This window comes from Streptomyces sp. NPDC054866, assembly GCF_053610745.1.
On record NZ_JBSGZA010000007.1, the window covers coordinates 50548 to 75592 of the forward strand.

27 protein-coding genes and 3 pseudogenes are annotated in these 25045 nt (G+C 67.6%); 10 read left to right on the forward strand and 20 right to left on the reverse strand.

Annotated elements, in window-relative coordinates:
- Positions 1-130 precede the first annotated feature (130 nt).
- The 7 genes from ACWGI2_RS31075 (at position 131) to ACWGI2_RS31105 (ending at position 5286) form a co-directional block, all read left to right on the forward strand.
- On the forward strand, positions 131-1534 hold the full coding sequence (locus tag ACWGI2_RS31075; RefSeq protein WP_453698952.1) for a class I adenylate-forming enzyme family protein: 1404 nt from the start codon (positions 131-133) through the stop codon (positions 1532-1534).
- A complete protein-coding gene (locus tag ACWGI2_RS31080) occupies positions 1531-1767 on the forward strand; it encodes an acyl carrier protein (protein WP_453400440.1) in 237 nt (78 codons plus the stop codon). Before ACWGI2_RS31075 ends, ACWGI2_RS31080 begins: the two co-directional genes overlap by 4 nt.
- Positions 1768-1822: 55 nt before the next feature.
- Positions 1823-2023, forward strand: coding sequence for an MbtH family protein (locus ACWGI2_RS31085; RefSeq protein WP_453400439.1), 201 nt, complete (start codon positions 1823-1825; stop codon positions 2021-2023).
- A 9-nt stretch (positions 2024-2032) separates the two neighbouring features.
- The gene (locus ACWGI2_RS31090; protein ID WP_453400438.1) at positions 2033-2596 is read left to right on the forward strand and encodes a hypothetical protein; all 564 of its coding nucleotides are present in this window, start codon (positions 2033-2035) and stop codon (positions 2594-2596) included.
- On the forward strand, positions 2593-3225 hold the full coding sequence (locus tag ACWGI2_RS31095) for a DUF6875 domain-containing protein (RefSeq protein ID WP_453400437.1): 633 nt from the start codon (positions 2593-2595) through the stop codon (positions 3223-3225). The genes ACWGI2_RS31090 and ACWGI2_RS31095 overlap by 4 nt, the downstream gene beginning before the upstream one ends.
- Positions 3226-3556: 331 nt before the next feature.
- A complete protein-coding gene (locus ACWGI2_RS31100) occupies positions 3557-4615 on the forward strand; it encodes a DUF6461 domain-containing protein (protein WP_453698953.1) in 1059 nt (352 codons plus the stop codon).
- A gap of 509 nt (positions 4616-5124) precedes the next feature.
- Positions 5125-5286 (forward strand): hypothetical protein, encoded by a 162-nt coding sequence (locus tag ACWGI2_RS31105; RefSeq protein ID WP_453699472.1) that lies wholly within the window; start codon positions 5125-5127, stop codon positions 5284-5286.
- Between the two features lie 455 nt (positions 5287-5741).
- Here the strand turns inward: ACWGI2_RS31105 and ACWGI2_RS31110 are convergent, their stop codons facing one another.
- The 10 genes and pseudogenes from ACWGI2_RS31110 to ACWGI2_RS31155 form a co-directional block, all read right to left on the reverse strand.
- Positions 5742-6932, reverse strand: a complete 1191-nt coding sequence (locus ACWGI2_RS31110) for a cytochrome P450 (RefSeq protein WP_453698954.1) — start codon at positions 6930-6932, stop codon at positions 5742-5744.
- A 693-nt stretch (positions 6933-7625) separates the two neighbouring features.
- Positions 7626-8231 carry a hypothetical protein gene (locus ACWGI2_RS31115; protein ID WP_453698955.1) on the reverse strand — a complete coding sequence of 202 codons (606 nt, stop codon included), beginning with the start codon at positions 8229-8231 and terminating at the stop codon, positions 7626-7628.
- A gap of 205 nt (positions 8232-8436) precedes the next feature.
- Complete coding sequence (locus ACWGI2_RS31120) at positions 8437-8604, reverse strand: hypothetical protein (RefSeq protein WP_453698956.1); 168 nt, start codon at positions 8602-8604, stop codon at positions 8437-8439.
- 379 nt (positions 8605-8983) lie between these two features.
- On the reverse strand, positions 8984-9829 hold the full coding sequence (locus ACWGI2_RS31125; protein WP_453699436.1) for a phosphotransferase: 846 nt from the start codon (positions 9827-9829) through the stop codon (positions 8984-8986).
- 416 nt (positions 9830-10245) lie between these two features.
- Positions 10246-11016 (reverse strand): class I SAM-dependent methyltransferase, encoded by a 771-nt coding sequence (locus tag ACWGI2_RS31130; RefSeq protein ID WP_453698958.1) that lies wholly within the window; start codon positions 11014-11016, stop codon positions 10246-10248.
- The gene (locus ACWGI2_RS31135) at positions 11013-11567 is read right to left on the reverse strand and encodes a lasso peptide biosynthesis protein (RefSeq protein WP_453698960.1); all 555 of its coding nucleotides are present in this window, start codon (positions 11565-11567) and stop codon (positions 11013-11015) included. Before ACWGI2_RS31135 ends, ACWGI2_RS31130 begins: the two co-directional genes overlap by 4 nt.
- Positions 11564-11842, reverse strand: coding sequence for a PqqD family protein (locus ACWGI2_RS31140; RefSeq protein WP_453698961.1), 279 nt, complete (start codon positions 11840-11842; stop codon positions 11564-11566). The genes ACWGI2_RS31135 and ACWGI2_RS31140 overlap by 4 nt, the downstream gene beginning before the upstream one ends.
- On the reverse strand, positions 11820-13562 hold the full coding sequence (locus ACWGI2_RS31145) for an asparagine synthase-related protein (protein WP_453698962.1): 1743 nt from the start codon (positions 13560-13562) through the stop codon (positions 11820-11822). The genes ACWGI2_RS31140 and ACWGI2_RS31145 overlap by 23 nt, the downstream gene beginning before the upstream one ends.
- Positions 13563-13650: 88 nt before the next feature.
- Positions 13651-13794 carry a hypothetical protein gene (locus ACWGI2_RS31150; RefSeq protein WP_453400422.1) on the reverse strand — a complete coding sequence of 48 codons (144 nt, stop codon included), beginning with the start codon at positions 13792-13794 and terminating at the stop codon, positions 13651-13653.
- 206 nt (positions 13795-14000) lie between these two features.
- Positions 14001-14204 (reverse strand): annotated as a pseudogene (locus ACWGI2_RS31155) (ABC transporter ATP-binding protein); the annotation flags it as partial.
- A 188-nt stretch (positions 14205-14392) separates the two neighbouring features.
- On the opposite strand from ACWGI2_RS31155, the pseudogene ACWGI2_RS31160 reads away from it, so the two are divergent.
- Positions 14393-14966, forward strand: a pseudogene (locus tag ACWGI2_RS31160) (transposase); the annotation flags it as partial.
- Between the two features lie 69 nt (positions 14967-15035).
- Here the strand turns inward: ACWGI2_RS31160 and ACWGI2_RS31165 are convergent.
- The 5 genes and pseudogenes from ACWGI2_RS31165 to ACWGI2_RS31185 all read right to left on the reverse strand — a co-directional run.
- Positions 15036-15470: a VOC family protein gene (locus ACWGI2_RS31165; protein WP_453698963.1), complete on the reverse strand. Its 435-nt coding sequence runs from the start codon at positions 15468-15470 to the stop codon at positions 15036-15038.
- 500 nt (positions 15471-15970) lie between these two features.
- Positions 15971-16804, reverse strand: a complete 834-nt coding sequence (locus tag ACWGI2_RS31170; RefSeq protein ID WP_453698965.1) for an amino acid ABC transporter ATP-binding protein — start codon at positions 16802-16804, stop codon at positions 15971-15973.
- 5 nt (positions 16805-16809) lie between these two features.
- Positions 16810-17595, reverse strand: a complete 786-nt coding sequence (locus ACWGI2_RS31175; RefSeq protein WP_453698967.1) for an amino acid ABC transporter permease — start codon at positions 17593-17595, stop codon at positions 16810-16812.
- A gap of 41 nt (positions 17596-17636) precedes the next feature.
- Positions 17637-18392, reverse strand: a complete 756-nt coding sequence (locus ACWGI2_RS31180; RefSeq protein ID WP_453699437.1) for an ABC transporter substrate-binding protein — start codon at positions 18390-18392, stop codon at positions 17637-17639.
- A gap of 303 nt (positions 18393-18695) precedes the next feature.
- Positions 18696-18913, reverse strand: a pseudogene (locus tag ACWGI2_RS31185) (response regulator transcription factor); the annotation flags it as partial.
- Between the two features lie 116 nt (positions 18914-19029).
- On the opposite strand from ACWGI2_RS31185, the gene ACWGI2_RS31190 reads away from it, so the two are divergent.
- Positions 19030-19317 carry a hypothetical protein gene (locus ACWGI2_RS31190; RefSeq protein WP_453698969.1) on the forward strand — a complete coding sequence of 96 codons (288 nt, stop codon included), beginning with the start codon at positions 19030-19032 and terminating at the stop codon, positions 19315-19317.
- Between the two features lie 385 nt (positions 19318-19702).
- Here the strand turns inward: ACWGI2_RS31190 and ACWGI2_RS31195 are convergent, their stop codons facing one another.
- Both ACWGI2_RS31195 and ACWGI2_RS31200 read right to left on the reverse strand, forming a co-directional pair.
- Positions 19703-20083, reverse strand: a complete 381-nt coding sequence (locus ACWGI2_RS31195) for a hypothetical protein (protein WP_453698970.1) — start codon at positions 20081-20083, stop codon at positions 19703-19705.
- A gap of 744 nt (positions 20084-20827) precedes the next feature.
- Entirely contained in the window at positions 20828-21133 is a 306-nt protein-coding gene (locus ACWGI2_RS31200) for a DUF1330 domain-containing protein (protein WP_453698972.1), read from the reverse strand.
- A 188-nt stretch (positions 21134-21321) separates the two neighbouring features.
- Here ACWGI2_RS31200 and ACWGI2_RS31205 point away from each other — a divergent pair, with 188 nt between their 5' ends.
- Complete coding sequence (locus ACWGI2_RS31205) at positions 21322-22224, forward strand: LysR family transcriptional regulator (protein WP_453698973.1); 903 nt, start codon at positions 21322-21324, stop codon at positions 22222-22224.
- A gap of 337 nt (positions 22225-22561) precedes the next feature.
- On the opposite strand, the gene ACWGI2_RS31210 is transcribed toward ACWGI2_RS31205, so the two are convergent.
- From ACWGI2_RS31210 to ACWGI2_RS31220, 3 genes are all read right to left on the reverse strand, one after another.
- Positions 22562-23479: a cupin domain-containing protein gene (locus ACWGI2_RS31210; protein WP_453699439.1), complete on the reverse strand. Its 918-nt coding sequence runs from the start codon at positions 23477-23479 to the stop codon at positions 22562-22564.
- Between the two features lie 70 nt (positions 23480-23549).
- Positions 23550-24458 (reverse strand): zinc-binding dehydrogenase, encoded by a 909-nt coding sequence (locus ACWGI2_RS31215; protein ID WP_453698975.1) that lies wholly within the window; start codon positions 24456-24458, stop codon positions 23550-23552.
- A gap of 249 nt (positions 24459-24707) precedes the next feature.
- Positions 24708-24830 carry a PmrA gene (locus ACWGI2_RS31220; RefSeq protein ID WP_453698977.1) on the reverse strand — a complete coding sequence of 41 codons (123 nt, stop codon included), beginning with the start codon at positions 24828-24830 and terminating at the stop codon, positions 24708-24710.
- Positions 24831-25045 lie beyond the last annotated feature (215 nt).

Genomic DNA, 25045 nt, shown 5'->3' on the forward strand with positions numbered 1-25045 from the left:
GGCGCGTCGCTCGCGAGGTGGTTCGCCTTGATCGACGGCTCTTGCCCGCCGTTTCTCGGCGGTGTTAGCTTCACCGTCCATAAATGCCGATCGCACGTTTCCCGAGGCTGTTTCACAGAAGGAAACCCGTATGGCGAAAACGCAGTGGGTGAGTCATCTGCTGAACCGCGGCGCGGACGGCGACCCGTGGGCCGTTTCGAGCGCTTCAATCACCCGGGGACAGTTACGCAGCGCGGTAGCCGAGTTTGAGGATCGTTTCCGGAACCAGGGAATCGGCGAAGGCAGCTCGGTTCTCCTGAGGATGACACCGAGTTTCACTTATATTCAGGTGCTGTTGGCCCTGTGGAGCCGTGGGGCGCAGGTGGTCCTGGTCGACTTCCGGCTGAAACCGGCCGAGTACGAACCGCTGGCCCAGCTGGTGCGGCCGCAGTACCTCGTCGCCGCGGCCGGCGCCGGAGGACCGGTGGCCGGATTCCGTCAGGAGTCGGACTTCACGGTCCGCCCTCTTCCGGACGGCCGGACCGCCGTCGACGGCATACGACTGGTGCAGTTCAGCTCGGGCTCGTCCGGCCGGCCCAAGGTGATCGGCCGACCCGCCGACTCCGTTCTGGCCGAAATCGACCGGCACACCGCCCTCCCCGGAATCCCCGGCGCCGACGACCGGGTGATGCTGCTGAACTCGGTCATGCACAACATGGGCCTGGTCAGCGGCGTGCTGCACGCGCTCGCGTCCGGGGCGACGCTGATCATCCCGCCGACGCTGCGCCCGGCCGAGGTCGTAAGGCTCATGGCGGCCACCGGGACGACCGCCGTCTACGGAACGCCCGTCCACTACGACCTGCTGTCCCGCGTCGCCGACCGGCCCCAACTGCCCGCACTGCGCCTCGCGGTGTCCGGCGGCGAGCGGGTGCCGCAGGAGACGTACGAGAACTTCCGTGCACACTTCGGCCTGCCGATCAGCCCGGTCTACGGACTGACCGAGATCGGACTGATCGCGGGTGACCTGTCCGGCACGTCCGTCCCTCCGCAGCTGGGGCTCCCGGTGCCGGGAGCCGAGGTCAAGGTCGTCGACGAGGAGCTGTATGTGCGGATCGACCACTCGCCGTATCTGTACGGCAAGCACGCGGACCGTTATACGGACGGCTGGCTGCGCACCTACGACCGGGTCCGGCAGGACCCCGCGACCGGGGTGCTCAGCATGCTCGGCCGGGCCGACTCGCTGACCGTGATCGGCGGACTGAAGGTCGACCTCACGGAAGTCGAGAACGTCCTCCTGGCCCACGACCGGGTGACAGAGGCCGTCGTGACGCACGGAGAGGCCATCGAGGCGTTCGTGGGCGCCGATCCCGCCGTCGGCGCGGACGAGTTGACGGTCTGGTGCCGGGAGCGGCTCAGCCCCGTCAAGGTCCCCAAGCGGTTCCACGTCACGCGACTGCTGCCGCGGAACTCGATGGGGAAGCTGATCCGCGACCGTGCGCTGATGCACGGACGCGTCCTGTCGGAATCGCCCTCGCGGGCACAGGGGGACCGATGATCTCGAAAGACGACCTCAGGGCGATATTGACCGAGAACGCGGGACTCGGGCCGCCCGAGGAGCTGACCGACGACGCCGAGCTGGTGATCGACTCCTTCACCCTGGTGGTCCTTCAACACGTCCTGGAGGAGCGGCACGGTGTGGTCATCGAGCCGCAGTTCGACGACATGGCCCAATTCACCTCGATCGACGGCATACACAGCTATGTGACCAGGGTCGCGCAGGAGCACTGACCGGCACACCTGGCCCCCCCATCCGACCGCATACCGCATTGCGCAGGGAGCGATGATGAGCAACCCCTTCGAGAATCCGGACGGCACCTTCCTGGTGCTCGTCAACAACGAGGGCCAGTACTCGCTGTGGCCCTCGTTCGCCGAGGTGCCCGCGGGCTGGACGGTCGCGCTCGGCCAGAGCGACCGCCAGACCTGCCTCGCCTACGTCGAGAAGCACTGGACCGACATGCGCCCGCTGAGCCTCGTGCGCCGATAGGAGACCTCGATGGACGACGCCGCATTCCAGCAGCTGCTGTTACGGGAGGAGGACCTCGAGGAGTCGTTCTACGGCGAGGAGCCGAGCGCCGCCTACGATCCCGTCTTCGTCTCCGGCGACGAGTCGGGACGGGCCATCGTCGACCTGACCAACATGCTCACGCACGGCACGCATCCCGAGACGGTGCACCACGCCTCCGCGCTGTTCACGAACGTCGTGGGATCGGTGGTGTTCCACCATGTCACCCAGTTCGGCAACGGGACCTGCCGGCAGATCTACCAGGAGCTCTTCGACGCGGTGCACGCCTGCGCGCAGTACCGGATGGAACTCAACGACGGCGTGCAGCTCGACATCTCGAGAGTGGATCTGGGACCTGTCGAGCTGGGAGACGGCGGCTTTGTGGTGCGGTGGCTGTCCACCGTCGACCACTTCCGCATCGAGACCGCCTGGGTGATCGTCGCGAAGGACGACATTCTCACCTTCGTCAACGCCCGTGTCCCGGACGAGTCGGAGATCCAGCGGCTCGCACGCATAGCCGTCGACCGCGTCGCCGAACTGACCGGTGCGTCATGACGTCCACGGCATCCCTGGTCGACTTCACGTCCGCGCTGGAGACGGTCGAGGAATGGCTGACCGAGTACATCTCAGCGAGCCATCCGGAGATCAGCCGCTCGGGGCCCATCTGTCCCTTCGTGGCCCCCTCGCGCAAGAACCGGACGATGGAGATCCGCCTGCGTTTGGCCGGCCACGCGCCGACCCTGGAGCTGATCGAGGAGATCGCCCGCAGCAGCCTGCGAGAGTACGAACTGACGACCTGGCAGGGCCGCAATCCCATGCTACGGGCCATGGTGGTCGCACTTCCCGACCTGCGCAGTGAGGACACCGGACTGCTCGACCAGGCCCATACCCGGGTGAAGGACGCCTTCGTGGCACAGGGGCTCATGATCGGCCAGTTCCACGAGAACTGCGAGGTGACGGCCGCACGCAACCCCCGCTTCGCGGTGAGCAAGGCACCCTTGCCCCTGTTCGCCATCCGCGCCATCGCCCTGCACGACGTCTTCTTCCTGTCCGAGCGGCCGCACTGGTTCCACCAGTACCGTGAGCGGTTCGGCAAGTTCTTCGGCCCGGGGTCCACCGTGATGGACCCGCTCTTGGTGAAGCGTTACCAGGAGGCCGAGCAGGCTCACGGTGGTCCGCCGTAGATTCCGCCCAAGTCCGTACCGGGCATGGCCCCGAGAACACGGCCGCCCGAGCTGCGGCTGGCGGGCGAACCGGGCCGTATCCCTGTCAAGCCCTGGGACGACACCATCCAGGGCATCGTTGAACTCCCCGCGGCGTGGTGAGGGACCCGAAAACCACCCCTCACCGGGACCTCGTTGCATAGGAGCCGCTCAGACACCGTCTCGGAACCTCCGGATCAAAGGTTGGAGACGGCGTCTGAAAAGTGCCGCCGCTACCTTCCTGTCGAGGTCGTGACCGCGCGCTCGATGGGACCGGGCCCCGACTGTCAGTGGCGCAGACGACAATCCCCACATGACCTCACCCCAGCACCTTCAGGGCCTCCTCGCCGATTTAGGACTTGAGCAGGCAGCCACGTTCACGGCCGTGCACGGCGGTGACGAGGACGCTGTCATCCGGCTCTTCGGCGGCAACCCCGAGCAGTGGCGCCCCCTGCGACTGGAGGAACTGCGCGAGCACTACGAGAGCGATCTCATCCTGGTCTCCCGGTCAGGACCTGCCGTCATCGTCGTGGAGAACAACAATTATCAAGGGTCGCGCGAGGAGGTGCTGCGCCCGCTCTCCAGGCACGGCCGCACCGCCAGCGCCTTCTGGAACGTCAACGCGGTCTCCCAACTGAGCCTGGCCGAGGACGGACTGATCTCCTCCGCCTTCGAAATGATCACGCCCGAGGACACATTCGGCGCCCGCCCCGACGCCTGGCAGCCCCTGCTGGAAGGCCTGAATCTGGACGACGACCATCTGTGGGGCACCGGTCTGGCGGCTGTCGAGCGCGCGACCGGTGCGCGCTTCGACAACTCCTGGGTACACGGCCCGCACCGCGCTGTGGAGATCACGCGGGTGCCTCAGTACCTGCTGGGACAGGGACTCATTGACTCGCCCCTGCTCAAGCGGGAGCCCTTCATCAGCTATCTGGCCGGCCTGGGACCCTCGCTGCTGAAACCGATGCGGCACCACGCCCTGGACCTGGCCCTCGCACATGCCCACCTGCGCGAACACCCCCTGGCCGTAGCAGCACTTACGGCCGCCACCCTCCCGGCCGACGCGAGAGTGCGGCTGCGCGAGGACCTCACTGCCGCACACGACCAGGTGCTCCCCCAGGCTCGCGCGCTGCTGAGCAGCGAGCCGGGCGACTTCGAACCCGAGTGGGAACGCCCCTCCCACCTTGCCTTCCGCCAGGCCATCGTCTTCGGTGTCCTCGCCCAGTGCGTCGCTGCCCATCTGCCCACCCAGGCGGACGGGCTCCCCGACATCCTCAGCTCCTTGGTCACGGCGATGACCGGGGACGGCGCACGCGTCGAGGAGTTCTGGATGGTCAAGCACCTGCACGACGCGGCACGAAGAGCAGCCTGACCGCCCGCGGCGACCCCGAGTGCCTTCGAGCGGAGCATCCAGGCCCTGACGCAGTACGAGCCGCACGGGGTCCCTGACCGTCCCCAGGAACCACGTAGAGACCCTCCCGGACGGGAGTGAGGTGAAGCTCGGGGTGTTCCTGTCGAACAGCAAGAGCCGCCGCGCCACGCTCACCCCGGACAAGCTGTCCGCGCTCGCCGCGCTCGGCCTGGAATGGGCGGCTGACACCGGCCCGTGAACCCGTGGAATCATCACACCACTTGCCCCACCCGTACGCAGACGGGTGGGGCAAACCACGCCCCGGGCCTCGACACCGGACACCGGCATGACACGACGTCAGACGTGTACTCCTGCGCCGGTGGGCGGGGAAAGCTGTGACACCTGGGGAGGTCGCAGCGCCCCGCCCACCCCTCAGCCGTCCCACCCCGGGCGCAGCGTCGTTGTGGACTGAGCACTTCAGTTGGCCACTCTGCGCATCACAGTTGGCCAGGCCCCGGGGATGGGCCCGCATGGCGTCCTCGACAGGGCCGGTGGCCTCACCGACACTGATCGGCATGGGGGACATCGCGGTGTGGGTCGCCGCTCTCACCGGTGGTACGGCCGTGCTCGCGAGCTGGGTGACCAACCTGGGGAACGTGCGGACCGCCCGCGTCCAGGCCGAGGCGTCTTGACCGAAACCGTGATCGTCCCGGCTGCGGCCGCCCCGGTACTCGCAGGTCAGGCTTTCTCCCCGGGACCATGCGTCAGCACACCAGAACAGCACCACAAGAAGTGGACCAGAGCCTCTGAGCGGGAGTCGTTTCGAGGTGCGTTGGGGAGTCGCTGAGCGCGAACCGGCATGATCAATCGCGATGGCTTCTGATGTCATCTGCTCGTGCGACCGGCAAGTCAGGCCGTGCTCCTCCTGGAAGCCACCATTCGAGGGATTGCTGGAGGTCCGGCTGGGCGTCCCAGCCGGACCTCATGGGTTGTGCGGCCGCCTCGCCGGTGAGGCGGCCGAATTTTGCGAGAAGCCGGACTGTCGTCGGGTCCTCGTGCCCGCGTTCTCAGGCGCCTCCATGATCCCGATCTGCGGCACCTGGCACGCGCGGTCGACTGCTCGCGAGGTGCGGGGGCGTCGGGACGCTCACCACGCGACGGGTAGTTCGACGACGCCCTGGATGGTGTCGTCCCCGGGCTTGACCGGGATCTGGTCCGTTTCGCCTGCCAGCCGCAGCCCAGGCAGCCGCTCGAACAGGGCGCCGAGGGCGACCTCCATCTCGACACGAGCCAGGTTCTGGCCCAGGCACTGGTGCACACCAAAACCGAATCCCAGGTGATGCTGGGCGGGCCGGTGCCAGTCGAGGGTGTCGGGCTTGCCGAAGACGGCCTCATCACGGTTGATCACCGAGGTGGAGAAGACCACCCCGTCGCCGGTGCGGACGGTCACCCCGCCGATCTCGATGTCCTCGGTGGCCACACGGAACATGCCGTCCGCGATCGACAGAAACCGCATCAGCTCCTCCACCGCCGCCGGCATGAGGGACGGGTCGTCGCGCAGCTCGGCCAGCTGCGCGGGGTGGCTGAGAAGGGTGAACACACCGAGCGCGATCATGTTGGCGGTGGTCTCATGCCCCGCGACGAGCAGGGCCGAGGTCAGGTCAGCCAGCTGCTGGACATCGATCTCTCCGGTGTCCAGGCGCTGGACGATCAGTTCGTCCAGCAGCCCGCTGCCCGGCCTCTGGCGCTTGTCTCCGATGAGCTCGTGCAGATAGCCGTTGAGCTGCGCGCGGGCGTCGTCCACGTCGGCGGCTTCCGGGCCGTTGTGGAGCCGCCGGGACTGGATCACGAAGAACTCGTGGTCCGCGTACGGGACCCCGAGCACCTCGCAGATCACCCTCGACGCTAGTGGCTGGGCGAAGTCGCCGACCAGTTCCGCGCGGCGGCCGGCTGCGATCATCGCCTCGATCAGCCCGTCCGCGGTCTCCCGGATCCGGGGGCGCAGGGCCCGGGTGCGCTTCAGTGCGAAGCCCGGGATCAGCATCCGTCGCTGCGAGTTGTGGACGGGGTCATCGGCGCCGAACAGGGCGGCGTACCCCCGCGCGTCCTGCAAGCGCCCGCTGGCAGCGGGGAAGGAAAGGTTCTGGCGGTCGGCGGAGAGCCGGTCGTCGGAGAGCAGGGCGCGCGCCTCGGCGTGCCCGGAGACCAGCCACGCGGAGCGGCCGTCGAAGAGGGTGACCCGGGAGAGCGGCGGTCCCGTCCGCAGCGGCTCGTAGGCCGCCGGCGGCTGGTAGGGACAGGTCCGGTCCTGAGGGAAGGCAACGGTCTTCTCGGACATAGAACACCTCGCAGGCGATGGGTTCCGTTTTTCCCCCGAGATCCATTACACGCCCAAAAGGGGCAGTTCTGCTCGTTGGCGTGGGGAGGCCGCCGCATGTACGTAGCCCGGGTAAGGGTGCTGGGCGGTTCGCGGGGGGGCGGTATTGCGGTCTACCCGCGGTGTCACGTGACGTCGTGGACTTGCTGTAACGAACGCATCGACATCCCCAGCAGATGACCTTTGCGGATTGCCGTGTAGAACTCGACCTTCGACTGCGATTTACCCATCAGGCCCTCAGCGGCAGAAGCACACACCACAGTCCCGTCACAAGCCCCCGACCGACGTCAAAACAAGCCGACATCGCAATGCCGGTCCACAACGCGACACCCGCACTCATCGCGAAACGACTCCCCAACTCAGGCTCTGGCCCACTGCTTGTGGACTTGACCGAAACCGTGATCGTCCCGGCTGCGGCCACCCCGGTACTCGCAGGTCAGGCTCTCCCCGGGACCATCCGTCAGCACACCAGACCAGCACCACAAGAAGTGGACCAGAGCCCGAAGTCACCGACATTGGTGAGGCGTGCGAGGTACCGACCGACATCCGAAGTTGTCGCGAAACGGCATCCGTTCGCACCTCCACTCCAGATGCCTGCAGTCGGTGCTGCGGTCGACCAGCGGACCCGAGACCGGTCCGTGCCCAGTTGGCCTTTCAGTCAGGACCGCTGAGGGCGGCGCTGAACAGAGGGTCGAGCGGATCACCCTCGTATCCGACAATGAGGCAGGCAGCAGCGACCGGCCCCTGAGAGAGGTCAACGAGCCGGGCGAGGGCCACTGCCTCGGACGGCAGCCCGGCCGGATCAAGGCCGAGCGCGCGGGCTGCACGGTCACGCCGCAGGTCGAGGTCCGGCACATCCGCTCGGTACTCGTCAGCGACCAACTGGAGTTCTTCGGCTGTGCGCCCGGGGGCCTCGCGCCACCACGGTGCCACGAGACACAACCTGACCAATTCCGGCAGTCCCAGAGCCAGCAGCCCGGCTTCGCCGTCGAGGCTGACGTACACCACCGGGCGTTCCTCTCCGCCCTCGCCGACGAAACAGAACGCGTCCCCTGAGCCCGCCCGCGCGAACTGCTCCAGCCGCCCGCCGGAGGCGAGGCGAACTCCCTCCACCAACTCATGGTCGGCCGGATCCGTCGCGTCGAGGTCCGCGACCCCGGCGAAGAACGCGACGACCTCCTCATCGGCGCCCAGGAGAGGCAGCAACGCATCGGCGCGGGCAGATGGACCGGGACCTGTCGGCGTATTCGATCCATTCACCCGGCAACCGTAACCGGGGGCGTCCACACCGACGGCGGGGCCCCCGCCCTCAACTGACGTCCGCCAGCCAGAATGCTCCGTCCCGCCAACTCGGCTGCACATCCGCCGGACGAAGCACCCAGTCACACCAACTGTGACTGCCCGCGCTACTTGGCCCGAAGGGCCAACTGCAACGCTCAGCGGGCGAGGCGACAGTCTCGGGTGACTACAGCGCAGCGAGTTCTGCCTTCTGCAGCCAGCCGGTGTACCAGCGGGCGAACATCACCGGCGTGCCCTCGTCGTTGTGCGGCGGCGCAAGAAAAGGGTGCTGTCCACGGTGATGTTCATGATGCAAAGCCTCGCTGCCGCCGGCGGACTCCAGCGCGATCTCCAAGAGAGCTGACCTTCGATGGGCTGCGGGCCGCCGAGGCCAAGGGCAACAAGGGCGGGCGCCGCCCGGCCATCCTGGCCGACAAGACCGGCGCCGTGCGCACGGCGTACTTGAATGGCCGATCCACCGCCGCCCGGCACCGCGAACAACCTCGGCCGGGAGCCCCTCGTACCCGCCGCCCTGCTGTACCGGGCCGCGATAGTTGGCACGGCCTGGCCAGGATTCTTGGCACCTATAATGAATTGTCACGTTTGTTAGCACAGGCGCCACGGATCAGCGCGGCAGCGAGGCCGGCGCCCATGGGGTCGTAACGGCGCCAGTCCTATTGCTTGGTTCCTTGCCGCTTTCACGTGACCTTCGGCGATTTCTACAGACCATTCAGTCACCTGGTCACCGTGTCGAGTGTCGGCCAAGGAGGACCCTCGCGCAGCAAGCGCAGGAATTCCTTTCCGAATCGCCTCCCATTCGGAAACTGGTCGCCACGCTCCCAACGCCACGCGGCGACCATCGCGATAACGAGCTGCCGGCACTCGTCCAGCAGCCCTTGGTCAACGTTCGGGTAGTGCTCGCAGACCGCCTCGGGAACATGGGCGAGATCGAATTCCACGGGTCCACGGCAGCATGTCTCAAGGTCGATGAACAACGGGCCGTTCTTCGTGCTGAGCACATTGCCCGGATGGGGCTCGCCGTGCAGCAGCTGCTCCATGGCGCCGCGGTCGTCGATCGCTCGTCGCAGGCTGGCCAGCCTGCCGCTGAGGAACACGCGGTCTGCATGGGCGAGTTCGGGCGAGCGGTCCGGGTCGGCGACCACTTCTTCCGCCTCCGTGATCCGGTCCGTGAACCTCGGGCTCGGCACATCGACCTTGCGCATGCCTACGTGCAGCTGCTCCAGCGCCTTGGCGTAGTCGCCTGGTGATGTGGGAGGCGCCACGGGCTCGTAGTAGGTCCACAGCGTCACTGCGAAACCATCGCGCCTGTACACACGCGGGTCCACCCGAGGCTCCAAGGGGCACACCGGGCATCCGGCCTCGGCGAGCCGCTGAGCGAGCTCGACTTCGAACTGTGCAACCTCTTGTCCCACGAGGGCGACCCGGGCAAGGACGTCGTATGGCGTCAGCCGCAGTGCCAGCTTGTTCGAGTTGTGGAGAACGATTGCGTCGTTTGCTGGCAGGTCGAGCGATGCGGCGATCGAAGTCGCAGCCGCGATCGCACGCGTGACGTCGGTCATCTCCACCCTTGAATCTTGGCATAGATGAGCGAGGGGGATGCCAGTTCCGGCGCATACCGAGCAAGCAACCTGAGCGCACGCCACTCACGCAGGCCACGCTCGCGATCCCTGCCACGAAACCGCTTGGTCACACTGCGGGGGCCCACCACAATCGTGTGGGTGCTCCAGAGATGAGAACTCATGACGCCCGGTCCTGCCAGGCCAACCGCCGCACGCCCCACGCTCCCCGTCCCTCACACACCCCTCAGGAACCACCAAACTGAGGAGGATGAGCATTTTGATCGGTCATGGGTGGGGCGTCGGCCTGTGTGCTCGGCTGGCGTGGCTGTCTCCGTCACCCGACGTGAACGGAGCGCATGATCTGCACCATCCCACCAGGGTGCGGGGCACGAGAGCCCCCCAGAAGCCCGACCGGTTCATGCCGGGGCGACCGCGCGGTGAAGGATCGCGTTGTGGTCGAGGACGATGCCGCCGTGCGCGTGCATGTGTTCGGCGCCGGCCCAGAAACGGCGACGGAACTCGGCGGCACGTCCAGCCGGCAGTGACTCGACTGCGGCCATGGACATCTGGGACTCCAGCAGCTCCCAGAGCGCCGAAGGACTGGGCACCAGTACGGGCGCCGCGACCGACCGCTGCGTCATCTCGGTGAATCCGGCTCCGGCCAGCAGGGCGGCCGGATCCGCGGATGGCTCAGCGTGTGCGGATGGCTCAGGGGCGGGCCAGAACTCCTGAGCCAGCCGGGCGAGCCACTCCCATCCGCCGCGAACTCCGTGTACCGACAAGGCGACCGTCCCGCCCGGTGCTAGCACCCGGCGCATTTGGGCCACCGCTGCCGCGGGGTCCTCAAGAATTTCCACCACACCAGCAGCGACAACCGTGTCGAAGGAGCCGCGGGGAAAATCGAGCCGTGCCACGTCCATTTGCCGGACTGTGATCTCGGGTAGGTCCGCGGCAAGCCGACGCACCATTGCGGGCGTCACGTCGATAGCGGTGACGGCGCAGCCGCGGGCCACGGCGGCCCTGGTGGCCGCGCCGCGCCCGGCGCCCACGTCCAGCAGCCGGGTCGCCGGTGCGGGATCCGCGAAGTCGATGAGCCGCTGCCCGAAGTCAGCCGCGTAGGTGGCCAACTCCTCGTAATGGTGCGCGTGGTCCTCGTACCACCGCGCGTGAGGATTCGCCTCGGTCACGATTTCCCCTCGGTCGTCGACGGTATCCGCGCGCGGAGCGCCGCGGGTGCCTGGGATGCGGCGACGCGCTGCAGAACGGCGTAGCCGAGTTGGACGTCGGGATTGTCGTTGAGGACGGTGCCGTACAGCTCGGTCCAGGAGTGGAAGCTGTTCTTCGGCATGGCCACGGTTCGCAGGCGGGCGATGGTCACTTGAGCGGGCAGTCCGAGTGCTGACAAATATGTGGCCAGGGCGAGGGATCGCGGCAGACAGAGACCGTCAGGGATCACTGTGCGATGCACCAGTTGGGAGATGAAGATCTCCCGGCGCGCCAGCCGGAGAGCGGTACCGGCGGGGAGAGCGGCCAGTGCCGCCGATCCCGGGCCCGGGCGCAGACGCCGCAGATACGGGTGCGCTGCTGTCCAGCCGTGCCGACGGTAGATCCACAGCGCGCGGAAGGTGCGTGCCGCAGCATACGTGCGCAACGGGAGAGGGATGCGTGGCGGGGCGGTGGCTGGGTCGAGGTCGCACAGGAAGAACTCCCAATCCGGCTTGGTGGCGGCTCTGTTCATCGCGGGTCCTCCTGCGATGCTGCCAACAGTGCTCGGTCGCGGAGCTGGACGGTGAGCTTGGCAAGACCGGATTGGAGAGTCTGGTCCGTAGCGTCGATTTGTTCGCGAAGGCGGCCGACCACGGAGGCCTCCGTGTCGCTGCCCAGGGCAGCCCGCAGCATGAGGGTGGCGGTCGAGTTCAGAGTCAGGTAGATACCGCGGCGGGTATCGAGAATGACGCCCGCGCCGTCGGTGTCGTCGAAGACCGCGTGCTCAGCCAGCCGTATGAGAGACATTGCGAACACCCTTCTGCGTAACGGAGGCCCGCCGCGCGTCGCCGCGCAGGAACAGCTCGGTCATGGCCGCGCAGATCAGCTGTTCGGCATTGCGGCGCAGACTCGCCGGCTCGGCCAGCACACGGGCGAGCTGCTGCGGATCCACCAGGCCCATCCGCATGAGGTGCGCATCCGGGCGCCCGATCAGGTCTGCCAGTACGCGGCTGTGGTTGAGGGCATAGTTCTTGTGCGGCGAATCCAGCCACAGCCGTCCGTAGCGACGCCAGATCCTTTCGGGGAGCCGGGTGGACAGGAGCAGCCTAAGCACCGGCTTGGTGATCAGCCTTCCCTGGTAAGGCAGGAGCCGGTAGGCGTCCGGCATACGGGCCGCGAGGCGGCGGATGTCCTTGTGGCCCAATGGATTGCACAGCTGGATTCCTCGAGGTCGCCAGATACTGAGGTCCACGCAGTGATCCCGGGCCGAGTACTCATCGTTGAACTGGTCATCGGGCACCCCGGGAAGCGGGGTGAGGAAGTCGGTGGCTCGCGTATTGTCCCCGGTCGGCACCAGGTCGCCCAGGACGGATGCGGACGCGGTGGCGCTTCGGAGGATGCGCGAGAGCTCGAAGCGCGAGCCCAGCAGCCCGCGGCACAGCGCCACCTTCTCTCGCAGGGGGAGATCGCCTCGCAGTACCGCGTGCAGCCCGTAGCGTGTCGGGCCGAAGACCATGTCACCTTCACGGCCCCAGGTCAGGAACGTGATTCCGTCGCGCTCAATGCGGTCGGCGATCTGCTCCTGCCACCGGAAGGCTATGTTGTTGTAGGGATGGGGGAACTGCCATTTCTCGGACAGATAGCCTTCGCCATGGTCCATCATGACCGGCACGAAGGGTACGTCCAGGTGATCACAGACCTCCCGCGCGTAGCCGGACTCGTCGGCGAGCGGGTCATCAGTTGCCTGGTGGTAGGCGACCACGTCGGCTCCGGAGTCCACCAGGGCCGTGAGCACCGCCCCGGAGTCAAGACCGCCGCTGAGCAGGATGCCGATCCGGCCGCGGCCGGTGTACGGGTGCACCGCCCGCAGGATCAGGTCGTAGGCGATCTCGGCGTATTCCGGCATCGTGGTGTGCCGGGGCAGTTCCAGCGGCACGATGGGGTCGTACTCCACGACGATCACGCGGTCGCGGTCGACGACCACTACCTGCCCGGGCAGCACAGGAGTGAGGTTGCGATAGATGAACACCTCGTCGCCGCGGCATGAGCGCCAGATCGCCTCTTGGTCGAACTCCTCCGGGCCGTCGAGCAGATCGGTGGGATCCGTGGACCACCGCAGCAGTGCACCGTCTTTGCGGTAGAGGAGACCCTCCCGGCTGGTGGCGCTTCGGAAGAGAAAGACCCTGTGCTCGGTCACCAGGCAGCCGGCCAGCTCTCCGGGCAGCCGCGCCAGTTCGGCGTAGCGGGCGTCTTTGAGAGCGGAGGCTATCTGCCGTGCTCGGTCCGCCGTCACCGGCCCCATGACAGGTCCGGACAGCAGCAGCCGCTCCCGGTCCGCCGGGGCTGGGAGCTCAGGAGCATCCGGTGCCTGCCACTGCACGGCGCGGCGGCCCGCTGTCCGAGCAGGTACCGGGCGTTGCCCGAAGAGGGCAACCTCGTAGGCGATGCGGGAGTCGGCCTCGCCGAAATCAACCTGCCCCCAGCAGCCCGTGTAGTCCCCGACCAGAACAGACCCCGGGCCAGTCACCGGCCCTCCCCTCCGTGCGCGCGAAGTGCGTGGTCCTGCTGCGGCTCCCTCCCCGGGCCAAGACGCCTGCCCGGGGAGGGAAACGGCTTCACAGCAGCACGCGGTGGGCCGGGTTGTCGTGGAGGAGAATGCCACCCATGGCCGTCAGCTCCTCGACCGTGCCCAGTACCTCGACCTCGGGCTCCACATAGGCCTGCCTCGTGATCGTTTCCTTGCCCGTGTCATGTTCCATGGCCATCCCCTCGTTCGTCGCATGTGGGTGTGTCCGACCTCCACAGTCCCGCCCCGGGCAGCCACGCGATAGGCCGGATCAGGCCCTGGGCGGCCTTCTGGAAGCACACGCATCTGGCAGGTGATGCAGCTGGGGCCCTGTCCGGACGGCATCCTTCCTGCAGCCTTGGGGGGTACCGCGGGCGCTGGCCCTCCTGGACGCAGCGGTCAGTCGGTGGCCAGAAACTGGGTGGCGGCCAGCTCCCCGTACAACGGGTCGGAGACGAGAAGTTCGGCGTGCGTGCCCACAGCTTGGACGCGGACGGTGTCCATCACCACGATGCGGTCGGCCATGGTCACGGTGGACAGCCTGTGCGCCATCACGAGGACCGTGGTGGCATTAGCCGCCTCGGCGACGGTGTCGCGCAGCGCCAAGCAGCACCTTGCGAAAGACGGGGCGAGCGTCGTCGAACTGGTCGACTTCACCTGGGACGGCAGCACACTCTGCGAGCAGACCACCACCTCCACCGAGCCACAGCACCAGGTCACCCTCACCTGGGACCACCAAGGCATGCAGCCTCTCACCCAGCCGGAACGTGTCACATCTGCGGACGCACCCCAGGAAGACTTTGACCCTGCGCCAACTCGCCCCGCTCTTCGGGGTGTCGAAGTCCACCGCCAATCGTGTCGTCGCCCACCTCGGCCCCAAGCTCGCGCCGGCTCCGCGCAGGCGCTTTGCTAAGGAGGCGGTGCTGATTGTGGACGGGACACTGGCACCCACACGCGACCACAAGGTCGCCGAGCAGTCGAAGAACTATCGCTACTCGACCAACCACCAGGTGGTCCTCGACGCCGGCACACGTTTGGTTGTGGTGGTCGGCCGGGCTCTGCCGGGGAACCGCAACGACTGCCGGGCATGGGCCGAGTCCGGTGCCAAGCAGGCAGTCGGCGGCACTACAACGATCGCGGACGGTGGCCACCTGGGCACCGGGCTGATCATGCCGCACCGCCGACGCAAGGGCGAGGAACTGCCCGACTGGAAGCAGGCCCAAACGGGTCCGCGCCCGCGTCGAGCACGCCTTCGCCCGTATGAAGACCTGGAAGATCCTGCGCGACTGCCGCCTGAGAGGAGACGGTGTGCGCCACGCGATGCACGGCATTGCACGCCTACACAACCTCACTCTCACGGGATAGCTCCCGCCGCATGCGGGACCTGAGAGGTTCAGGGGAGAGGGCTCGCCGCGTCGCAGTCTCGGAGGAGATTCAGTCGAGGCAGAACTCGTTGCCCTCGATGTCCTGCATCACAATGCAGGACTCGTTCTCTCCGTCGGCACGCATCGTGCGCACATGTGTCGCGCCGAGCGCGACAAGCCGTGCGCATTCGGCCTCGAGCGTGGACAGGCGCTCCTCCCCCACGAGTCCCAGGCCGGCCCGCACGTCGAGATGCACGCGGTTCTTGACCACCTTCCCCTCGGGAACGCGCTGGAAGAGCACGCGGGGCCCGGCACCCGAGGGATCGCTGCACGCGAAGTAGACGATCTGCTCCTCCGTCGGCAGCGAACGGTCGTACTCCTCCCAGGTGGCGAACCCCTCCGGGACCGGAGGTACGACGTACCCAAGGGCTTCGCACCAGAATGCGGCGAGGCGCGTGGGTTCCGCGCAGTCGATGGTCACTTGGAGCTGCTTGATCGTTGACATCGGCGCACGATAACAGGGTCCCTGCTCATCTCCCCAGGTGGGAAGGTTCGCACGTTGCTGGGCGAAGGGCCCCGATTATCCGCTGCTGTGTAGTGCGGCGGGGGTGAACCGAGGTCGGTGCCTCCCCAAGAAGGGGAGACTTGGGAAGCGATCCCGGCCAGCCACTCGCGTGCTGCCAAAGATCAGTTATGGGACAACCCTTAGGCGGGCACGAGATCGGTGAGCTTCTGGTCACATTGCAGGCAGATGCCCCGGTAGATGGGCCAGTCATGGCCAGCAGGGCCCCGTCCACGGCCCGGTCCTGCGCGAGGTTGTCCAGCAGACGCTTCGCCGCCAACGGCAGGACCAGGCCCATGGCTCCGGCGACCAGGCCCAGCAGGCCACCGACGGCCAAGGCAGGGCGGTGGGGCCGCACATAGCCAAGAGGGCGCGGCGTCGCGTCCCTGCGGGGCACCCCTCCCGCCTGCCCGCACGCCGGGATACTCGGTCCCGAGGTGCACTCAGCGGTCCACGCGCTTCTCGTGCGGTCCTGTGTCCGGGACCTCGCCCACTTCCGCCGCCGCAGGATCGAGTACGCGCGCCAGGAAAATCCGGGTCCGCTCGTGCTGCGGGTCGCCCACCACACGTTCGGGCGTGCCCTCCTCGACGATCACTCCGTCGTCCATGAAGACCACCCGGTCGGCGACCTCGCGCGCGAAGCTCATCTCATGGGTGACGACCAGCATCGTCATCCCCTCCTGGGCGAGCGAGCGCATCACCGCGAGTACGTCCCCGACCAGTTCGGGGTCGAGCGCGGAGGTCGGCTCGTCGAAGAGCATCAGCTCGGGGTCCATGGACAGCGCCCGAGCGATCGCGACCCGCTGCTGCTGGCCGCCGGAGAGCTGCGCCGGATAGGACTGCTCCTTGTCGACGAGGCCCACCCGCGCGAGGTTGGCGCGCGCGATGCGCTCCGCCTCCTCCTTGTTGCGCCGCAGCACGCGGCGCTGCGCGATGGTCAGGTTCTCCAGTGCCGTGAGGTGCGGGAAGAGGTTGAAGGACTGGAAGACCATGCCGATCCGGCGGCGTACGCGATCGATGTCCACATCGGGGTCGGTGACCTCCGTGCCGGCCACCGTCACCGTGCCCGACGTGGGCTCTTCCAGAAGATTGACGCAGCGCAGCAGGGTCGACTTGCCGGAGCCCGAAGGGCCGATGACACAGACCACGTCACCGCGCCCGACCGTGAGGTCGATGCCCTTGAGCACCTCCAGATCGCCGAACGACTTGCGTAGCTCGCGCACTTCGATCGACTGGCCCGAAGGTGTGGGCGCGTCGGGTGCCTTGTCCAACTTCATGGTGCTCACCTGGCTTTCGCCGTACGGGCCTCGAGCCGCCGCACCAGATGGCCGAGCGGGAGGGTGATGACGAGATACAGCAGTCCGGCGATCAGGATCGGGGTCAGGCTCTTGTGCTCGTTCAGCGCGTCCCGGCCGAAGTTGGCCAGCTCGAACTGGCCGAGCGAGAGGCCGAGCAGATACACCAGTGAGGAGTCCTTGGTGAGCAGGATCAGCTCGTTGGTCAGCGGCGGCAGCACGATCCGGAACGCCTGCGGCATCACGATCGACACCATCGCACGCCCCGGTGACATGCCCAGCGAACGGGCCGCCTCCGTCTGCCCCTTGGGCACCGCCAGAATGCCCGCGCGGATCGTCTCGGCCATATAGGCGGCGCCCACCAGGCCCAGAGACAGCATCACCGTGATGTCCATGTCGAGCGCGACCTCGAAGGCCAGCGGCACCCCGAAGCCGAGCGCGATGAACACAAGCAGGGAGGGAACGCCGCGGAAGAACTCGATATAGGCGATCGCGATCCAGCGGTAGGGAGGCACCGTGGACAGCCGCATCAGCGCAAGGACGATGCCGAGCCCCAGGCCGAAGCCGAAGCCGAGCAGCGTGTAGTAGGCGGTGTTGACCAGCGCGGTGGTGATCACCTCGGGGAACAGCGCCTTGGCGATCTCCACGTCGAAGAACGCCTGGCGCAGTGTCCCCCAGTCGGCCACCAGCGCGAACACGGCTATGGCGATGAGCAGCACGGCGTACTGGACGCCGCGGAACAGCCGTGCCCGCCGCCGTCGGGACATGGACATACGTGCAGAACTCCTCTGGTCAGCCGCTTGAATCCTCGAGGTCAGCTCTGCGGAGTGGTGCCGAACCACTTCTTGTAGATCTTGTCGTAACTGCCGTCGGTCCGGGCCTCCTTGAGGACTTCGTTGACCTTCGTGCGCAGTGAGTCGTTGCCCGTGCGGAAGCCGATTCCGTACTTCTCACCGGTGTCGAACTCCGCGGTCACCTCGGTGTCCGGGTTGTCCTTGATGTATTCGAAGAGCACGCCGTTGTCATTGATACCCGCGTCGACTTTGCCGGCCTTGACCGCCGTGAGCAGCAAGCCGACGTCCTCGTACTCCACGAGTTCGACGTCGAGCCCCTTGCTCTCCTTCTTGGCGTAGATGCCGCCGGTGGTGGCCTTCTGGTAGCCGAGCTTCTTGCCCTTGAGATCCTCGAAGGTCTTGTAGGGCTGCCCCTTCTTGGTGATCAGCGCCTGGGTGGCGTTGAAGTAGGGGTCCGAGAAGTCCATGACCTTGTCGCGCTCGTCGGTGATCGTCATGCCTGCGGCGGCCAGGTCGCACTTGCGGATGTTGAAGTCCTGGCCGGTTTCGATGCCCTCGAAGGGTGTGTTGACGATCTCCTGCTCGACCCCCAGTTCCTTGGCGACCAGGTCGACCAGATCCACGTCGAAGCCGACGATCTTGCCGTCCTTCTTCGACTGGAACGGCGGATAGGGCAGATGCGTGCAGGTCTTGATCTTGCCGGAGGAGACGAGCTTGATCCCCGAGGCGCCCTTGTCGCCGTCGCTGTCGGACTTGGTGCTGGTGCAGCCCGTCATCAGCAGGCCGGCGACTGCGGTCAGGGCTATGGCACCCACCGGGGAACGAACGGACTTCGGGGGACGAGCGGACACAGGACCTCCAGGGCAGGCTGGAACCAGGGCGCGAGCGAGATCAACAGCGCTGTGTGCTGCGCAAGTTGCGGTGCATACTGCCATCGGCCAGGGCTCTTGTCCCGCTCTCGGGATTGCGTATGGGTAACACACTCGATCTCCACTGCATCAATTCCCCTCTGCCATCAGGGGCTTACTCTGCGTCAGCTTCCGAATTGACGGCGAAGGGCGGCCGGAGACGCAGAGAGGTTATGTCCCCGTAGCGCCCGGCACGACGAGCCCCGACTCGTACGCGACGACCCCCGCCTGTGTTCGGTCACGCAGGCCTAATTTGGTGAGCACCCGGCTGGCACAGGTCTTCACCGTCTCCTCGGCTACATGCAGTCGGCCGGCGCTCTCCGGGTTGGAGAGCCTTCGGCGACCAGCCGCAGTACCTGGGGCTCGCGCGGGGTGAGCGCGGCGAGTTGGGCACAGGCCGGCCTAGCCTGCCACGCTATGCCGGCTGGCAGACCGTTTCACCGGCCCTCCCCGGGCGGCGAAGTCACCTGCCATACGAATGTCCCACCTACGGAGGTGAGTCGTCGTGACCAGCGAGCTTGAGCGCTTCATCCGGATCTACCTGAATGAGGAGCAAGCCCCCGATGTCCGGGGATTCCTGCGCCCGACGCTGCACGCGTTCAATCGCACCTACGTCGACGCCGTCAGGGCCGGCCTCGAGGGCGTGCTGCGCACCCGGGAGCTTTCCGTCGGCGACTACGAACAGCTGACCGACGTCGTCTTCGATGACGAGGACGCCCTGTACGGCTACCTGCACCAGATGCACCAGTACCTCTTCGCGGACGGCGCCAAGCAGCCGCTCCCTCCCCCGTAGGGCGCGCGCTGCGCACACTGGCCCTCGGTGCCCGACGAGTTGCCTCCGGCGCGCCAGGCGAAGCTTGGTCGTGGACACCCACACGTCGACCAGCAGGCCGTTCTCGTGGCCGGTGATGCCGCCCAGCCACAGGAAGGCCACCGTGTGCTCGCGGGCCATCAGCGCGCACGCCATCGTGCCGATCGCCCGAGTACGCGGCCCCAGCAGGGCCTCGGGGACGGCGGCGACCCTCTGGCACAGCTGCCCGACCAGGAGGGCGGGGACCTAGCCGCGGCCGCGCGCCGGGCCGGGTTCGGTCTGCTGGCTGTGCTCGCGGACCATGGCCAGATTCGGGCGAGGACACCGGCGGTGTGCTCGGTCTCCTCGGCCCAGCCCGCCGTCGTGATCAGCTCTCGGCAGGAACGGGCTCCGCGTGGACAGACACAGCGGTGAGGTAGAGACCATCGCCGCTGAGCCGCAGCGTCGGGGGCAGGTTGCCACCGAGGGCATCGGAAACCTCGGCGATCGGGTAGCCGAAGAGGTCGACGCCACGAAGGACAACGGGGCAGGCAGAGGGCCCAGCGACCGTGAAGAGGTCGCGGGTGAGGCCGACGCCCGCCAGGCCGGGGGCGTCCTGGTGCCGGCCGCGGCGGTCCGTGGTGTCGCCGTATGCATCCAGCGTCAGGCCCTGGTACTGCGCGCTGAAGGCCCAGCGGGCGCCACAGACCCACCCGTCGCGAACATCCGCGACAGTGGCGACGGCCCACTGGGCGGCGCGCTCGTCCATGCCGAAGCGGAGGGTCCCGGCACAGCCAGGGAGTCTAAGACCCACTTCGGGGAGAAACTCGAACATCCGCAGACAATCCCAATGAATGGCTATGCGCCACAAGCCGGAGACGACGGGCACCTGCTGCCGACTTCCCAGGGTGTTTCCTGATCTGGCAGATCAGGCGGCTTGCGCGCGCTGGTCCGGGTCGGGCCGTCGGCGGCTCGGTGCGACGAGCTGCCTCACAGGTCAGCAGCCTGAAGCCGGGAGCAGCACCAAGGGCACCAGGACGGCGGGCGCCGCCGCCGGGGCAGGTGCGCGCGCGGCCGGGGCGGAAGATGTCCTTCTCCGACCGTCTGTCCCTGCGCGGAGCGGCGGCGGACATCTCATCCCGCGAGATCTCAGGGCCTGTTGGCGCACAGACCAGCTCGTCGATGCCCAAGAGATCGACGCTGTCGCACCGCTACTGGCCCTCCGCGCCGCTGCACACCCTGTCGTGGCTACGCTGCCCCTGTTCCGCCGTCGCCGATCCGGAACAATCCTCGTGCCCGTTTCTCTCGAACTCTGCTTGCTCCCCACGGGCTTCATCCTGACCGGCTCTCTCACGAGCGCACTTGCGCGTCGTGCCCTCCTGCGGAACCGGAACGGGAGACTGCGCCGGAAGGGCGCGAGGACGCAGGGGGTGGTGACCCGCCTGCACCCCACCAAGCTGAGCCACACCAGGCGGCCGGCTTACGGATGCTCAGCGATGGCTGGGCCCGCCGGTCAGTCGATGGCGTCGATGATGCGGAAGTCGCGTTCGACGCCGTCGGGGAGTGCCATCAGCGCCTTCTGGTATGCCTCGCTCTCGTATGCCGCGACGGCCTGTTCAAAGCTGTTGAACTCGATCAGAACGACGCGTTGCGTGATTCCGGCCTCGTGGGCGACGACTCGACCGCCATGGGACGGGATCCGGGACAGGACGCGCCCGCCCCCAGCCTGGACAGCCGGACCGGCCAGCTTGTCGTAGGCAGTCAGCCTCTCAGGATCGGAAATGGCGGGGTAGACACTGACCCAGTAGCCCTTAGCCATGGAAACCTCCTGTGTTGGGCCGGACACGTCCGACTGCGAATTGACACTCAGATCGATCGATCCCGGCGACGAGTACTGCGGTCAATTGGATCGTCATATGCGCAGGCTAGGGCTTGATGTGCGGTCAAGGGAAAGACCGGTACGGGATAGACTCAGAACGGATCGTTATCAATCGGCAGGGAGGGCACGTGGCGCCGGATACGGTGAGCCTGCGGTACTTCCTGGTACTGGCGCAGGAGTTGAACTTCACCCGCGCGGCCACACAAATCGGAATCGCACAGCCCGCACTCAGCGCCCGGATGCGCCGACTGGAGGCGGAACTCGGTACGGCCCTGCTGGTCCGCAACACGCGTAGCGTCGTATTGACCACGGCCGGTGCGGCTTTGGCGGAATCCGCGCCGCCCGCGCTGGCGGCGCTGGACCGGGCATGGGACACCGCCCGGAGCGCGGCGGCCGGTGAACTGGGCACGCTGCGCATCGGACACAGCCTCAGCGCCGGGGCCGAGACGGCACCGGCCCTGGTGGACAGGCTGATTCGCGGCAACAGCGGACTTGAGGTCGGCGCGGTCCCGATGGCGACACCGGAGATCTCCCCCGCGGTCGCCGACGGCCGCATCGATGCCGGGATCACCCGCGGCGAGCAGCCGGGCCGTGGCGTGCGCCGGTACCTGCTGCGGCGTATGCGCGTCGGGGTCCAGCTGGCGCAGCACCATCCGCTGGCCGAACACCCGGAGATCGAGATCGCCGACGCGGCCGCGTACCCGCTGCGACTCCCGGATCGTGCGGCCAACCCCGTGATCCACGATCAGCTGTCCGCACTGTTCCGAGACACCCGACCACACCCCCAATTCCACACGCCCGCAGTCTCTTTCGACATGTCTCAGCGCGACCTGCGCGACGGGGCCACCCTCGCCCCGGCCGGAGAAGCCGCGGCCACGGCACAACCGGCCGGTCTCACCTGGCGACCGCTGCGAGGCGCGCCCGGCCTGACGATCCACCTGGTCCTCCCACGCGAGCAGTCGCCGCTGCACCGCCGCATCCGCGCCGTCGCCAAAACCCTGGCGCACGAGCTGCACTGGCTGCCGGACTGACCCGCAAGAGGTCAAGCGAGACGGACGCCTGCAGTGGCGAGGCCGAAGACCTGGAGCCCGGCGGACTTCGCGGTGATAACGACGGCGGTCTTGCTGAATGTCCGACACGACCTCGCTACGCCGGCGGATCAGCATCCGATGAATGGCCTCGGGGCCGATCCGAGTCGTACACCGCGGCGACGTCCTCACCCACCCCGAGACCTCGGCGGATACCGCGCCTTCGCCGACGCCGAACCGGACAAGCACGGATATCCGGCGGGAACGCCCGCCGCCAACGGCGTCCATGACGTCGGTCAATGCTTAACGCCAACCACTGTTCCCTTGCTCCGAGGCCGGATCACTTGCGAAGTCGAGAACGGTACTCGCCCGGGGCCGTGCCTCGGGCACGTCTGAAGGCACGGCTGAAGGCGTGCGGAGAGGCGTAGCCGACCGCGCCGGAGATCGACTCGACCGGTTCATCGGTGTCGCGGAGCCGGACGGACGCCAGGTCGATGCGCCACTGCGTCACGTACGCGCCCGGCGTCTGTCCGAGGGCGGACCGGAAACGCCTGGACAGCGTCGCCCGGGAGACACTCGTCGCGGCGGCCAGGGCCTCCGTGGTCCAGGGGTGTTGCGGTTGGGCGTGGACACATGCCAGGGCGTCGCGCACGACCGGATCACGCATCGCTCCCAGCCATGAGCCGGACTGCTCCTGCGGGTGGCGGGCCAGCCAGGCGCGTACGAACTGGACGAGCAGAAGGTCGACGATGCTGTTGATGGCGGCGGTGGTGCCGATCTGCGGCTGTGCGAGCTCAGCAGCGAGAAGTTCGACGGTCCTTCCGAACTGCGCGTTCTGGCGGGCTGTGACGTGCATCGGCCGGGCGAGGGAGGTAAGCACCGGTGTGCGCACCTCCGGGTCTTGCTCATAGTGCAGGACGATCACTTCCGTCTGCACCGGCGCCGAGCCCAGCCGTAGGGCCCGGCCATCGCCAAAAGCCCGGGCCGCCGCCTCACGGTCGCAGGAACCCATCGTCACGCTGGCGCCGCCGGCTATCCCGTGTGCGGTGCCCGGCGACACCAGGACGGCGTCTCCGGCCTGCACCTGAAGAGGTTTCTCGCCTGTGACGTGGAGCCACATAGTGCCGCGGGACACCACGTGCAGTGCCGCTCCTGGATAGGAGTCCAGCCACAGGCCCCAGGTTCCTCCGGCCTTCAGCATGACCCCGAGCGCCCCACGCGCACCCGAAATACGCAAGACCTCCGCCAGCACATCCATGGGTCCATTCTCGTCCACCACGGCGAACCGCCCACCGGCGGGCGAGGCGCATGTGTCCTCGTCCACAGCGTCAGGCCACGTCAAGAACGGCCTTTCCGTGCACCTTCCGCGCGAACAGCGCCTGGACGGCGTCGTCCACGTCCTGCCAGTCGCCTCGCAGTCCGACCGGTGCCCAGAGCCTCCCGGCGGCCATGAGGCCCAGCAGGTCCGTCAGCTCCCCGCTGGTTGGCGTCATGTCGCCGTAGGTGGTGATGCTGCGGGGTTCGCCGAAGCCGAACAAGGTCCCTGACGGGAACGTGGTTTCCTGCCCCGAGGAGTAACCGACCAGGTGGATGGTGCCGCCCTCGGCGAGGGAACTCCAGGCCTGGGCCACCAGTGGTCCGCCGACCGTGTCCAGGACGAGGTCGAACCGGTCCCCGGTCTCGGCCAAGTCGGTCAGGACCTTGTCGGCGCCGAGTCCATGGAGTCCGGCGGCCCGCTCCGGCGAACCGACGAGCGCCGTCACCCGGGCGCCCGCCAGCGCCGCCAGCTGGACGGCGAAGTGCCCCACGCCCCCGCTGGCGCCGGTGATCAGAACGTTGCGCGCCAGCAGGGAACGCTTGCGCAGCACCCGGAATGGGGTGACTCCGGCGATCCCCAGCGCGGCGGCGTCGGCCAGGTCCACGCCCTCGGGGACGGTGCCGAGCGAGGCGGGGCTGACTGCCACCCGCTCCGCCCACGCGTGGGGAGCCATTCCCACTGCGACGCGCGTACCTTCGGGCGGCCCCGAGCCGTCGGATGCGGCGCGCACCACGACGCCGGCCGCGTCGTGACCGTGCACAGCGCCGGCCGGCCACTGGTCCACGTAATTCAGCTCTCCGAAATTGAGACCGATGTGCCGTATCTCCACCAACGTCTCACCGGCGGACGGTGCGGGCTCATCGACATCGGCGAACCGGACAGGTCCGGCCTCACTGTGATCGACCACAAGGGCGCGCATAAGCGGTGTGTTTCCTTCTCTCGTGGGTGCGCCTGAACACTCGGCGCTGCAGCAGATCGAGTGCGCAAATGCCGCACTGCCGTCTTCTTGAAACCCTACGCAGGACCGGGACAGCGACCAGACCCGTGAGAATCAATCAGTTGACGATCTGTGTCAGGGCGACTCGCGGCGCATCGAGCCCTGCACCGGTCCGGTGAATAACGCTGTGACGGGCACAGACACGCCCGGCAATGTAATGATCTTGAGGCCTCAGCGCTTCCGTCGGGCGGCGGGGTCGGGCTGGGCGACTTGCCGGGCGACCGCGTCGACGCCGGGGCGGGCGTTCTGCTCCAGGGAGGGGACGAAGATGTGGCAGGAGCGGGCCAGGAGCATCGGGGTGAAGGTGCCGCTCCGCGCGGGCAGCCGCGAGTTCAGCCAGCGCCTCCAGCAGCGACGGAACGTCAATGACCGCGATGGGGACGGCAGGGGAGCACAATCGCCGATTCCGCCCCCGGGGATCCGGGCAGTCCCCAAGCCCACTTGCGGGAGATCGGCGTCCCGCCACAGCACGGCAGAACCTCCGCGATCCGCCAACTCGTCCCACCCAC